This is a genomic window from Actinosynnema sp. NPDC023587, from assembly GCF_040640215.1.
In the GTDB taxonomy this organism is placed as follows: Bacteria; Actinomycetota; Actinomycetes; order Mycobacteriales; family Pseudonocardiaceae; genus Actinosynnema.
On the sequence record NZ_JBFABG010000010.1, the window covers coordinates 191,766 to 204,603 of the forward strand.

Here is a 12,838-nt window from a genome sequence, read left to right on the forward strand (position 1 = left end):
GCCCGAATGACGTATCCGAACCGGCCCACCGGTGGCTTTCGCCGGGGTCCGGCAGGGCTCCACCGCGCGATCTCCGGAGACCCGACACGCCGGCCCCCGTCGCGGACAGGGTGAATCCACTGCTCCGAAAGGGTAGAGGGCGTCCCGCTGCTGACGCACGGCGACCGGTCCGGCGGCGGATCGGCCACGACCGGGCGTTGACCCGGCGGTGCCCCACCCGCGCGGCTACCCTCCACTGTGGACCCTTCCGGAGGAGGCCACGTGACCGGCCCGCACACCGACATCCCGACGCGCGCCCAGGTCGAACGCCTGCTCACGACCAGGACGCCGGCCGGGATCTCGCTCTACCTGCCGACCCGGCCCGACTCGTCCGGCGACGCCGAGCGGATCGAGCTGAAGAACCTGGCCGGGGAGGCCACCGACCAGTTGCGGGTGACCGGGGTCGAGCGGGAGGCGCTGGCGGCGGTCGAGGAGCAGCTCGCCGACCTGGTCGACGACGACGAGTTCTGGCGCTACCAGGCACGCGGCCTGGCCGTGTTCGTCACGCCCGAGTCGCTGACCACGTTCCGGCTGCCCGACCACCTCACGGCGGCGGCCGAGGTGTCCGACCGGTTCCACGTCAAGCCGCTGCTGCGCTCGATCACCTTCGCCCGGACCGCGTTCCTGCTGGTGCTCACCCGGGGCGCGGTGCGGCTGCTGGAGGTCGCGCCCGACCCGCACCCCGCCGAGATCACCGTGCCGGGGATGCCCGCGAACGTGGCGAGCGCGGTCGGCAGGTCGTCCACGACGGACCGCGCGCCGGGTGGCCGGGTGCGGGGCGGCGAGGGCCGGAAGGTCCGGATGCGGCAGTTCGCCCGGCAGGTCGACCGGGCGCTGCGACCGGTGCTCGCCGGGCACGACGTGCCGCTGATCCTCGCCTCGGCCGAGCCGCTGGACAGCATCTTCCGCTCGGTGTGCAGCTACCCGGGGCTCGCGCCGACGGGCATCCCGGCCGGCGTCGGCGAACCCGGCACGGCGGCGGCCGACGGCGAGCTGGTGTCCGCCGCCCGCGCCGTCCTGGACGGGCTGCACGCCCGCCGGCTCGCCGAGCTGCGGGAGCTGTTCGACCGGCGGACCTCGCAGAGCCGCACGGCCACCGACGTGTCGGACGTGGCCCGGCTGGCGACCATGGGCGCGGTCGACACGCTGTTCGTCGACATCGACGCCACCGTCCCCGGTTTCGTGGACGAGGAGACCGGAGAGGTCGAGTTCCGCGACGCCCCGAACGCCGTCGACTACGGCGTGCTGGACGAGATCGCCCGCCGGGTCTGGCTCACCGACGGCCGCGTGCTCGCGGTGCGCCGGGAGGACGTCCCGGGCGGCGGCGAGGTCGCGGCGATCCTGCGGTTCACACCCTGAACCGACCGCGTCCGCCGACCGCTTCCGCCGGCCGCACGCGCCGGCCGGCGTCAGCGGGCCTCGACCAGCTCCCGGTACCGCGCGGTGTCCGCCGCGGACCAGTCGGCCGGGGTGAGGATCTGCGCCCACGCACCCGCCACCTCGACCGGTCCGTAGTGGTGGCCGTAGCCGGGCGGGACGTCGGTCGCGAAGACCATGTCGATGGTGAGCTGCCAGAACGTGACGGCGGGCAGCCAGGTCATCTCCGGGCTCACGTCCGGACCCAGCGGCTCCTCCAACCAGTCCGGGGGACCGGTCAGCAGGTCCGGGGACCACCAGACGATCGGGTCGGTGGCGTGTTGCAGGTACACCACCCGGTGCGCGCCCCACGGCGTGCCGAGGTCGAGGTCCTCGGGCCGGGCGGCGAACCGCGCGGCGGCCCCCCGGTCGACCACGGGCAGCCGCTCCGGCGAACCGGGGTCCCGGCCGGCGGTCAGCCGCTGCCACACCTCCGTCGAGTTCGGGGTGCCGACCCACAGCGCGCCGGAGGTGCGGGCGGTCATGTCCTGCAACCCGCTGAACGCGGCCTGCCCGCCGAACGAGCCCAGGCTCTCGCCGAACGCCACCAGCCGGGGCCGGGCGTCCACCGGCCGCCGCTGCCAGGCCGCGTAGACCTGGTCGAACAGGTCCTCGCCCGCCGCGCGCGGGCTGTCCCGGTCCGCCACGAACGCCGCCCAGCTCGGCAGGTAGGAGTACTGGAGCGCGGCGATCGCGGTGTCGCCGCCCTCGACGTACTCCAGCGCCTCGGCGATGGCCGGGTCGACCCAGCCGGTCCCGGTGGTGGTGGCGACGGCGAGCACCGCGCGGTCGAACGCCCCGGTGCGCTCCAGCTCGGCGACGACGAGCGCCGCGACGTCGCCCAGCGACCCCGCCGACGACAACCCGCCGTAGACCCGGACGGGCGTGCGCGCGGGACGCCCGGAGAACGCCGCGAGCCGGTCCGCGCGCGGGCCGCCCGCGACGAACGCGCGACCCTCCTTGCCGAGCGTCTCCCACCGGACCAGCGACGCGGGCGACCCCGAGCGCTCGGCGTCGGACGGCCGCCGCACGTCCGGGAAGTCGCCCCGGTCGGCCTGGGCGGCGAGCGCGTTGACCACGGCCAGGAACCCGTTGACCAGCCCGTCGTTGACGACCAGCACGGTCAGCACGGCCACCACGACGACCCCGGCCAGGCGGGCGATGCGCGGCGGCACGTACCGCGCGCCCCACGTGCCCACCCGCCGCGAGGCGATCAGCAGCAGCCGCCCGACCTCCCGCAGCCCCGTCGCGACCACCAGCGCGATGGCGAGCACGAGTCCGTAGTAGTACTGCTCGTCGACCCGCACGTGGACCAGTTCGCGGACCTGCTCCTGCCAGTGCGCGCCCAGGCCCAGCGCGACCGGGACGTAGACGCACGCCCCGACCCCGAGCGCGACGTCGCCCCGCCGCCGCGCCAGGGGCGACCAGTCCGGGTGGTAGCCGATCCGGCGGACCAGCCGGGCGACGCCGACCCCGATCAGGTAGCCGGTGGCCGAGCAGAGGCCGGTGGCGACGCCTTGCAGGTACCACGCGCGCGGCAGCAGCGAGGGCGTCATCGACCAGGCGAAGAACACCAGGGCGAAGACCAGCCCGACGGTGCTCAGCGACCGGCGGTAGCGGACCAGGGCGTGGCGGACCGGGTGCGCGCGCGGTGCCCCCGGGGCCTTGACGGCTGCCGTGACGACCTCCCCGCGTAGTGCCGCGCGCCGGTGTGGCCACACCGGCGCGCGGGCCCGGCCCGGCGACGACGTGATCGTATGCCACGGTCTTGTCGGCCGCCCGGCCCAATCGGCTGACCCGTAAGGCGCAGCACGCACCACGCCGATGGCGGGACACCCCGGCCAGGTGGTCGGTCGGTCGCGGTGTGCCGACCCGGAGCCCAGCGTCGACGCCGCGCCGACCGTCAGTCCACGACGGACGTGGGGGCCTCGCGCCCTGCTCTGCGTTGGGAGAACGTCGGAAGAGCGCCGTAGGACGCCTTGCGCGACGCGCGGCGCAACGTCGCCAGCACCGCCGGTCCGACGACCAGGATCGCGACCGTGTTCGTGATCGCCCGCCCGGTGTCCCAACCCGCCGTGGACGTCAGCAGCGTGAATACCGCGAACCGGTGCAGGTTCTCCAGCACCGGAGCGCCTGCCACGTAAGAGAGGTGGCCCTCGTGGTAGGGCACCTCGGCCCCGGTGATGAACGGCCAGAACCACAGGTTCATCAGGAACCCGAACAGATAGGCCACCACGATCCCGTAGCCGACCAGCATCGCGATCTCGGCCTTGCCGGTCACCTTGCGCGGCAGCAGGCCCGCGCCCATCCCGATCCACGCCGAGCACATCATCTGGAACGGCAGCCACGGCCCGACGCCGGCGGTCAGCAGGGCCGACGCGAACAGCGACGTGCAGCCCAGCACGAACCCGAAGCCCGCGCCGAACACCCGTCCGGCCAGCACCAGCACGAAGAACACCGTCTCGATGCCGGCGACGCCCGCGCCCAACGGCCGCAGCGCCGCGTTCACCGCCGACAGCACGCCCAGCATCGCCAGCGCCTTGGAGTCCATGCCGCCCTCGGACAGCTCGGCCAGCACGACGGCGATCAGCACCGGCAGGATGCCGATGAAGATGAAGGGCGCGTCCGGGCCGTGCTGCATGCTCTGCGGCTCGACCCGCACCAGCAACGGCCAGACGAACATCATCAGCCCCGCGACCGAGGCCAGCACCAGCACCACCGCCGACCGCCGGCCGATCCGCACCGCCTGGTCGGCGCGACCCCAGCGGCGCACCGCCGGCCCCGGCACCGGACCGCCCGACACCGGGTGACCGGGCCCGGTCACCGGGCCACCGCCGAGGCCTCGACGTCGTCCACGGTGAGCCACTGCCCGCCGAGGACCTTGGCCACCTGCGTGGCGAACGCGGGGGAGCCGCCCAGCACCTCGGCGGTCGGACCGTCGGACACGATCTCGCCCTCCGCCAGCACCACGACCCGGTCCGCGACCGTCGCCACGAACTCCACGTCGTGGGTGGCCACCACGACCGCCCGGCCCTCGCCGGTCAACGTCGCGATCATCCGCGCGAGCGCGGCCTTCCCCGGGTAGTCCAGCCCCCGGGTGGGCTCGTCGAGCAGCACCACCGGCGGCGCGGCGGACAACTGCACCGCCAGCACCAGCGCCAACCGCTGCCCCTCGGACAGGTCGCGCGGGTGCCGCCGCGCGACGACGTCGGGCGCGAGCCGGTCCAGCAGGGCGCGGCAGGTGCCGGGTTCCGCGCCGGACTCGGCGTCGGCGGCGGCGCACTCGTCGGCCACCGTCTCCAGGTACAGCAGGTCGCTCGCGGTCTGCGGCACCAGCCCGACCAGCTCGCGCGCCTCGGCGCTGGACAGCGCGCGCGGGTCCCGGCCCGCGACCCTCACGTCGCCGCCCTGCCGGGGACCCGAGCCCTGCACCGCCCACAGCAGCGACGACTTGCCCGAACCGTTGCGCCCCATCACGGCCAGCACCTTGCCGCCGTGCAGGTCCAGGTCGACCCCGCGCACCGCGACCACCGGCCCGTAGCGCACCACGATCCCGGAACCGCGCAGCGCCGGTTCACCGGCGGACACCGGCGAGGTGCGCTCCGGCGGGTCGCCCAGGCCGGCGCGGAACGGCCCGGCCACCCGCCGGGCGTCGCGCACCGACATCGGCAGCGGCTCCCAGCCCGCCAGCCTGCCCAGCCGCACGATCGGCGGCGCGATCGGGGTGTCCCGCAGGACGTCGGCGGGCACGCCGTCCACCACCGACCCGCCGCCGGTCACGTAGATCATCCGGTCGGCGAACGGGATCACCCGCTCCATCCGGTGTTCGGCCATCACCACTGTGGTACCGAGGTCCTGCACCAGCCGGGCGAGCGTGGCCAGCACGTCCTCGGCGGCGGTGGGGTCCAGTGCGGAGGTCGGCTCGTCCAGCACCAGCACGCGGGGGTGCGTGGTGAGCACCGAGCCGATCGCCACCCGCTGCTGCTGGCCGCCGGACAGCGCCCGCAGCGCCCGCCGGCGCAGGTCCGCGATGCCCAGCAGGTCCAGCGTCTCCTCCACCCGGCGGCGCATCACCTGGGGCGGGAGCCCGAGCTGTTCCATGCCGTAGGCGAGCTCGTCCTCCACGGTGTCGGTGACGAACCCGGCGAGCGGGTCCTGGCCGACCACGCCGACCAGGTGCGCGAACTCGCGCGGCGGGCGGGAGTGCGTGGTGGTGCCGTCGATCGAGACCACGCCGTCCAGGTGCCCGCCGGTGAAGTGCGGGACCAGCCCGTTCAGGGTGCCGAGCAGGGTCGACTTGCCCGCGCCCGTGCGACCCGCGAGGAGCACCAGCTCGCCCTCGCCGATGGACAGCGTGACGTCGGCCAGCACCGGCTCGGCCTGGCCGTGGTACCAGAAGCTGACGTGGTCGAGCTCGATCATGCGGGCACTTTCTCGGTGAGCGGCTCGTCGGCGAACGGCGGTTCGGGCACGGGGGACAGGAGCGCGGGCAGCGCACCCAGCAGCACACCGCACAGCGGTGTCCAGGACAGCAACGGCCAGGACAGGGTGATCAGCGACGGGTTGAGGTTCGTCGGGTCGACGCTGGAGGTCGTGAACAGCACCACCGCCACCCCGATGCCGCTCGCCGCGACCACGAACTCCGCCGGCTGCCACCGGTCGGGCCGGTACCGGGTGCGGCGCACCCGCTTGCCCGCGAACCGGAAACCGACCATCGCGATCGCGATCCCGGAGAACAGCACGGGCGCGGCGAGGAAGCGCGGCGTCGAGCCGTCCAACGTGGCGTAGACGCCCACGCACACCCCGATCAGCCCGACGATCATCAGCGCGCCGGTCGCCACCCGCTCCTGCGCGCGGACCAGCGCGGCCCGGCCGTAGCCGCGCGAGTCCATCGACGCGGCCAGCCGCAACGACCGGTCCAGGGCGTCCTCCAGCACCGGGATAACGATGGCGTGGAAAGCTTTGAACCGCTTGCGGTGGTCACCGCCGCGCAACCTGCGGGCCCGCCGGACCCGCAGCGTGCTCTCGGCCAGTTGCGGGAACACCGACAGCGCCACGATCACCGCCGTGCCGACCTCGTACAGCGCCGGCGGCATCGCCTTGAGCAGCCGCTTGGGGTTCGCGAGCGCGTTGGCCGCGCCCAGGCACACCACCATGGTCGCCAGCCGCAGCCCGTCGTACAACCCGCCCAGCACGGACTCCGCGGACACGTCGCCGAACAGCCGGATTCCCGCCGCCCACTCGGGCAACGGGATCTCCGGCAGCCGCAGGATGATCGTGGAGCCCTCCGCGCCGCCGAACACGAACCGGAAGAACACCCGCACCGACACGATCACCGCGCCCAGGTACAGGTACATCCGGAACGCCATCGCCCACGGCGCGTCCGTCCGCCGCGCCACCACCACGTGGCACGCGACGGCCACGATCGTCAGCAGCAGCCACGGGTTCGTGGTGCGGCTCGCCGCGACCGCCAGGCCCAACGCCCACAGCCACCACGCGGCGGGGTGCAGATCGCGGGGCAGGAAGAAGGTGGACAGCGCACTACCGCGCACCTACGACTCCCGCACGCGTTTGCGCCGACGTGCCGTGAACCACGTCGCCGCACCGAGCAGCACGACCGCCGCACCGGCCACCCACGGCGCGGAGTCGCTCGCGCCGGCCTGCTCCTTCACCACGTCGTTGACGTCCGGGGCGCTCTGCCCGCCGTCGAACGCGACGTTGTCCCCCGGGTCGGCCGCCGTCGGCTGCACCACGCCCGCCGACGCGCGCGGCCTGGGCGGCGGCAGCGCGGCGGTCCCCCGGGTGGCCTCACCGGTCGGCTGTCCGGGCTCCTGCGCGGTTTCCGGCGGCTGCGCGGGCTCCGGCCGGATCTCGGCCTGCCGCTCCTCCGGGTCGTCGGACCGGGGCTTGCCCTCGTCGCGCGCCACGCACGACTGGCCCTCGGTGCCCGGTCGGACGGCCGCGACCCGGGGGACCGGGTTGGTCTCGGCGGTCGCGTTGAGCGAGAACGACCAGCCCTCGAACCCGCCGGGGACGAACTTGCGGTTCTTGACGCCCCACTGGCTGTAGGCCCACGCGCAGTTGTTGCCCGCGTGCCAGTACGACCAGTACCCGGCGGCCGGCGGGGTGTCGACGCACGCCTCGCGGTAGCCCTCGTCGCCCTGGAGGGGCAGCTCCTCGACGGCCGAGGGGCGGTTCTCGACCCGGCAGATGAACGCCTCGCCCCAGCGCTGCACGCCGGCGATCTGGAAACCCGCGCCCTTGAGCGCGTCCAACCCGGTGCCCTGGGTCGTTTGGGAGTTGCAGCGCACCAGCGTGGTGCCGCCCAACGCCTGGAAGTCGACGACCACGGTGACCCCGGCGGCGGACGGGCAGATGCCGGGCCGCCCCCGGGAGTGGTCGACCGCGCCGGCCGGCGCGGGTGCGGTCACCAGGAAGGAGGCGACCGCCGCCGCGCCGGCCAGACGAGTCCGGATCGCGGTCACTGGACCGTCAGCGTGGCCGTGCTGTACACCGTTCCGCCGGTGCCACTGGCCCGCACGGTGTAGGTGTAGGTGCCCGTGGCGGTCGGTGTGATGGTCTGCGTGCCGCCGGGCACCGCCAGCGCGCCGGACCACGAGCCGCCGCCGGTCGCGGGGGAGACCGCGAACGCCGTGACCCCGGTGGCGTTGGTGGAGGTCCAGGTCAGCGTGGTGCTCTGGCCGAGGGTGATCTTGCGGTCCAGGTCGTCCACGGACAGCCCGACGGTCGGGTTGCCCGGGTTGACCGCCGGGTTGGTCGGCGTCACGCCCGGTGCCGGGTTCGTGGTGGCGGTCTTGTTCAGCGCGAAGGACCAGCCCTCGAAGCCGCCGGGGATCACGTTGCGGTTCAGCGCGCCGTAGTTGCTGTAGGTCCACGTCGTGCCCGCGCCGTCGGCGTGCCAGTACGACCAGTACGCCTGGGCCGGCGGCGTGTTGACGCACGGCTCCTTGTACGTCGGGTTCGACGTGGTCGGCAGGGTCTCGGTGGAGGCCGGGCGGTTCTCCAGCCGGCAGAGGAAGCCCAGGCCCCAGCGCGCCGTGCCGGCGATCGCGATCCCGGCGTCCTGCAACGCCTTCACGCCGGTGCGCGCCGTGCCGGGGTTCGCGTTGGGCGAGCACCGGGTGATGGTCGGCGCGGGCGTGCCGCCGTTGCCGTCCAACTCCTGGAAGTCGATCACGACCGTGACGCCGGTCAGCGCGTCGTCCCCGGTGCAGATGCCGTTGTAGCCCTTGGTCGGGTCGAGCGCGCTCGCGGGCGCGGCGGTGGCCACGCCCAGCGCGGCCATCGCGGCCACCGCGGACAGCAGGCTCGGCAGTCGTCTCATTCCGGTTCCCCCTCGGCGGATGCGTTCCTCTTGCGGACCAGGTGCAGCCCGAAGCCGAGCGCGGCGGCCAGCACGAGCCCGCCGAGCGCGGAGTAGGGCCAGACGGGTGGGGCGGCGATCCTGATCGCCGCGCCGGGCCGGACCGCGTCGCCCGCGATCCGGTCGGCCGGGAGCGCCGCGAGGGGCAGTCGTACGGCGGCGGTCACCGGTGACCCGGCGGCGGCCGTCCACGACCGGCCCGCCACGGCGGGGGCGGCGGCCACGCTGGTGCCGAGATCGGCCGACCCGCCCGCGTCCGGCAGCCCGCCGCCGGGGAGCAGCCGCTCACCGAGCGCCCGCGCGGTGGCCGAGACGTCCTCACCGACCGCCAGCCGGCCGCTCGCCACCACCGCGCTCAGCGCCAGGTCCGCCCCGGCGTCGCCGCCGGCGACCAGCCCGTCCGGGCCGGTCCTGGTGGCCAGCGCGGCGGCGGCGGCGGTGAGCGCCTCGGCGCGGTCCGGTGACCAGCTCGCGGGCACCACGTCGGACGGCTCGCCGGCCGCGACCGGCTGCCCGCCCGAGGGCTTCCCGTCTGCGGGTTGCTCGCCTGCGGGCTTCTCGTCTGTGGGCTTCTCGTCTGTGGGCTGCCCGTCCCGGGGGTCGAGGCCCGCCGGCGTCTCGTCCTCGGGGTCCCCGCCCGCCGGCTCGCCGGCCACGGGCTGCCGGTCGAGGGACTTCGCGTCCTCCGGCCGGTCGTCGGCGGGCGCGCTGTTGAGCGCGGACAGGGCGGCGGCGGTCGCGGCCGGGTCGCCGGTCGCGCAGCTCCCGGCGGCCAGGTTCGCAGGGAAGAGGCCGTCCCGGCACTGCCGGTCGACCAGCAGGTGCACCGCGTCCGGGCCGCCCGCGCCGGCCAGGAGCGCCCACGCGTGCCGCTCCACCCCCCGGTCGGTGTCGGCGAACGACCCGGTGTCCACGAACTCGCCGGTGCCGGTGGACAGCGCGGCCAGGTCGGTGCGCAGGCGCTCGGCGGTCGGCGCGAGGTCGGCCGGCCCGTCGCCGTCGGCCAGCCGGAACCGGGCCAGCACGTGGAGCTTGGCCAGCGGTTCGGCGTAGGCGGCGGGCCCGGTCTCGTAGGGCACGCCGTGCGCGTAGGCGTCGACGGATTCGGGGCGCAGCAGGAAGTCCGTGGCGCGGGCGACGGCCTGCGGCTGCTCGTCGAGCGCGCGCAGCGCGAGCACCAGCTCGGCGGTGGCGTCGTAGTCGACGAACGTCCGGCCGTCCTCGGTGACCTCGACGTGGTCACCGCCGACCAGCGTGCCCGCGAGGTACCCGCCGAGCTTGCCGGCGGGTGTGTCCGGACCGGGCTCGGCCAGGTTCACGGGCGGGACCACGACGGTGCCCCGGACGCGCGGCGCGGCCGGCGGAGGAGGCGGCGTGGTCCGCGCGGGGGTCTCCTCCCGCACCGGCGCGGGGGGCGTGGTCGCGGGCGGCGCGGTGGTCGGCGGCTCGGCGGGCGGGACCCGGCCGCCCGCCAGGTCGAAGAACCCGACCTGGGCCAGGCCCAGCGACGCCTGCGCGCCGGCCCGGATCCAGGTGTCGACCGCGCCGAGGCCGTCGGCCTGCGCGGCGGTGTAGTGGTCCGGGCTGTAGCCGATCGCGCCGATGTCCTCGCTGAGCAGGGTGGCCGCGTCGCGCTCGGGGGTGGCCTGGGCCGACCTGAGGTACGCGACGCCGGCGTCCACGTGCGCCTCCGCGCCGCCCGCCTCGGCCAGCGCCTGCACGATGAGGCCGGTGCTGTTGGTGTTGGGCGCTTCGGTGCCGACGCCGCCGCCCCAGCCGCCGCCGGGGTCCTGGTTCGCCTTGAGCCACCGGACCGCGCTGTCGATCGGCCCGTCCAGCCCGGCCGCGCCGGCCTTGCGGGCCGCGACCATCGCGGACAGCCCGAGCCCGGTGCTGTCGCCGTCCTTCGGGGCCTTGTCGAACGGCTTGCCCTCGTCGCAGGTGGAGACCTTGTGGCCGCCCTGGTTGACGTGGTCGCCGGTCTCGTCGGTGGGGATGTACTCGTAGAAGATCCGGAAGTAGCCCTCGGCGCACTGCTGGGTGACCAGCCGGTCGATCGCGAGCTGGTCGTTCTCGCCCACCGCCGCCAGCGCGATGACAGCCAGCGCCTGGCCGAAGGTGTTGGCGTTGTTGCTGATGAAGTCCGCGAACTCGGGCTTCTTGGCGTAGTCGCTGACCCGGCCCCGGTCCGGCCCGGACCGCATGATGGCGGCCTTGGTCTCGGCGACCAGGTCGACGCCGTCGAAGTGGCGCGGGTCGCGCCCGGACACCTCGGCGGCCAGCAGCGTCTTGGCCGCCGCGCCGCCGACGACGATGGCGTCGTAGCCCTCGCCGGGCGCGTACCCGTCCCAGGTGTAGTAGTCGCTGGCGTGCCCGGCGTCGTCCAGGTAGGTGACGATCGGCGTGGCCAGCGCGCCGTTGCCGGAGGCGTGCAGCGCCAACAACGTGTCGATCATCAGGCCGTGGTCGGGCAGGGGTGAGCCGAGCGGGTTCTCCAGGGTGCCGTCCGGGGAGAGCTGGCGCGCCAGCCAGTAGGCGGCGGCGGAGGCCCCGGGACGGTCGGCGGCGGCGACGGCGGAGCCCGTGGCGGCCACCCCGAGGACCACGGCGATCGTCAAGGCGGTCGCGGTCGACCGGGGTCGACCGCGGAACACAGATCGACACCCCATGAGGGAAGACACCCCTGCTTCTCGCGACAGTGGTCGAGCCGGTACCCGCCCGTTCGGTGATCCGACTCGCCGTCCCCGGAGGGCGGCCCACGGTTGCGCGACAGTGCCGGAGTTCGACCGGCTTCCCCGTCACGGGCAGGGTTGTGGAGTTGTGGGGCCTGGCCGATCGACCATAGCACCCGTCGGGCGGTGGATTAACCGGGAAGTGCGCGTGCGGGGACTGCGGCCGAACGCCGGCGACTGTTCCGCCGTCCGGCGCAGAGCGCCCGCGTCGCCGGGCCTTCCCGGAGTTCTGCCCCAGGCGTGTATCCATCCAAAATGGACAGTCCACAGTGGATCTGTCCGGGGGGTGCGGGCCGACCCGCTACGGCCGGGGCGGCGTCGCGGGGTGCGGTTCCGACACGGTGACGTGGTCCAGGACCGTGTCGGTGAACACGGTCAGGTCGACCTCGCCCGCGAACGTGCTGCCGGCGAGCGAGGCGAAGCCGGTCGTGAGGTCGGCGAACCGGCAGTCGACGAACGCGCAGTGGTCGAAGTGCGAGCCGTGCAGGTCCGCGCCGGTGAAGTCGCAGCGGGTGAAGGTCCGGCCGGACGCGACGACGCCGCGCAGCCGCGCCCCGGCGAACGAGCAGTCGGTGAACGACGCGGGCAGCCGGCAGCGGTCCAACCCGGCCCTGCGGAACGAGCACCGGGTGAACGAGCGCCCGACGTAGGTACCGCGCAGCACGGCCTGGTCGAACACGCACGAGGTGAAGTCGGAGTCGAGTTGGCCGCCCCCGCCCAGCGCCACGGCGGTGAAGTCCACCCCCGCCACCCGCGCGTGGCGGATCGGTTCGGTCAACCGCAGTCCCCGGTAGTCGACCAGGCCCTCCGGGGTGCGGCCGAACGGGGACGCGGGCGGCTCGAACGGTGCCTTGGGGGACGACTTGCGGCGCGCCAGGTCCGCGCGCAGCCCGGCCGCGATCGCGGCCGTCCGCTCGTCGTCCCACCGGGCGCGCACCGCGCGCGTCACCCCCGTCCCCCGTCCGCCGTCGGTCCTAGTCCCACCAGAAGGCCCACACGTCGCTGTCGACGAGTTGTTCCGCGTACGCCCTCAGCGTGGGGGCACCGTCGCGCTGCCACACGTTGTCCGGGCAGAACGCGAAGTGCTCGGCGGCGACCCGGAGCGCTTCCTCCAGGGTGGTCGGCGGGTTCGCGACGCTCAGGTACAGCGTGGCGAACCCGACCGCCACCACCCGGACGCCGAAGCGGTCCTCCCAGTCGCGCACGACGGCCGAGATCAGGGCGGTGTCGTCGACGTGGTTCACCGGGCGCGGTCCAGCCGACGACG

Annotated in this window: 10 protein-coding genes and 1 riboswitch; of the genes, 1 reads left to right on the forward strand and 9 read right to left on the reverse strand. The window is 74.9% G+C overall.

Annotated elements, in window-relative coordinates; genetic code table 11:
* Positions 1-261: 261 nt before the first annotated feature.
* Positions 262-1,398: a hypothetical protein gene (locus AB0G01_RS25050; RefSeq protein WP_360949486.1), complete on the forward strand. Its 1,137-nt coding sequence runs from the start codon at positions 262-264 to the stop codon at positions 1,396-1,398.
* A gap of 50 nt (positions 1,399-1,448) precedes the next feature.
* On the opposite strand, the gene AB0G01_RS25055 is transcribed toward AB0G01_RS25050, so the two are convergent.
* From AB0G01_RS25055 to AB0G01_RS25095, 9 genes are all read right to left on the reverse strand, one after another.
* On the reverse strand, positions 1,449-3,176 hold the full coding sequence (locus AB0G01_RS25055) for an alpha/beta-hydrolase family protein (RefSeq protein WP_360949488.1): 1,728 nt from the start codon (positions 3,174-3,176) through the stop codon (positions 1,449-1,451).
* A gap of 182 nt (positions 3,177-3,358) precedes the next feature.
* A complete protein-coding gene (locus tag AB0G01_RS25060) occupies positions 3,359-4,228 on the reverse strand; it encodes an ECF transporter S component (RefSeq protein ID WP_360949737.1) in 870 nt (289 codons plus the stop codon).
* Positions 4,229-4,275: 47 nt separating this feature from the next.
* A complete protein-coding gene (locus tag AB0G01_RS25065; protein WP_360949490.1) occupies positions 4,276-5,877 on the reverse strand; it encodes an ATP-binding cassette domain-containing protein in 1,602 nt (533 codons plus the stop codon).
* Positions 5,874-6,992 (reverse strand): energy-coupling factor transporter transmembrane component T, encoded by a 1,119-nt coding sequence (locus AB0G01_RS25070; protein WP_360949739.1) that lies wholly within the window; start codon positions 6,990-6,992, stop codon positions 5,874-5,876. Before AB0G01_RS25070 ends, AB0G01_RS25065 begins: the two co-directional genes overlap by 4 nt.
* 15 nt (positions 6,993-7,007) lie before the next feature.
* Positions 7,008-7,940, reverse strand: coding sequence for an ABC transporter substrate-binding protein (locus AB0G01_RS25075; RefSeq protein WP_360949492.1), 933 nt, complete (start codon positions 7,938-7,940; stop codon positions 7,008-7,010).
* Positions 7,937-8,800 (reverse strand): ABC transporter substrate-binding protein, encoded by an 864-nt coding sequence (locus AB0G01_RS25080; RefSeq protein WP_360949494.1) that lies wholly within the window; start codon positions 8,798-8,800, stop codon positions 7,937-7,939. Before AB0G01_RS25080 ends, AB0G01_RS25075 begins: the two co-directional genes overlap by 4 nt.
* The gene (locus tag AB0G01_RS25085; protein ID WP_360949496.1) at positions 8,797-11,457 is read right to left on the reverse strand and encodes a hypothetical protein; all 2,661 of its coding nucleotides are present in this window, start codon (positions 11,455-11,457) and stop codon (positions 8,797-8,799) included. The genes AB0G01_RS25080 and AB0G01_RS25085 overlap by 4 nt, the downstream gene beginning before the upstream one ends.
* Before the next feature lie 106 nt (positions 11,458-11,563).
* A riboswitch (cobalamin riboswitch) is annotated at positions 11,564-11,635 on the reverse strand.
* Positions 11,636-11,872: 237 nt separating this feature from the next.
* Complete coding sequence (locus tag AB0G01_RS25090) at positions 11,873-12,520, reverse strand: pentapeptide repeat-containing protein (protein WP_360949498.1); 648 nt, start codon at positions 12,518-12,520, stop codon at positions 11,873-11,875.
* Between the two features lie 25 nt (positions 12,521-12,545).
* A complete protein-coding gene (locus tag AB0G01_RS25095; protein ID WP_360949500.1) occupies positions 12,546-12,815 on the reverse strand; it encodes a DUF4253 domain-containing protein in 270 nt (89 codons plus the stop codon).
* Positions 12,816-12,838: the final 23 nt, after the last annotated feature.

Bases quoted from the DNA above. Each gene is read 5' to 3' on its own strand.
- AB0G01_RS25065 (WP_360949490.1), bottom strand. From the start codon at position 5,877: ATGATCGAGCTCGACCACGTCAGCTTCTGGTACCACGGCCAGGCCGAG.
- AB0G01_RS25080 (WP_360949494.1), bottom strand. From the start codon at position 8,800: ATGAGACGACTGCCGAGCCTGCTGTCCGCGGTGGCCGCGATGGCCGCG.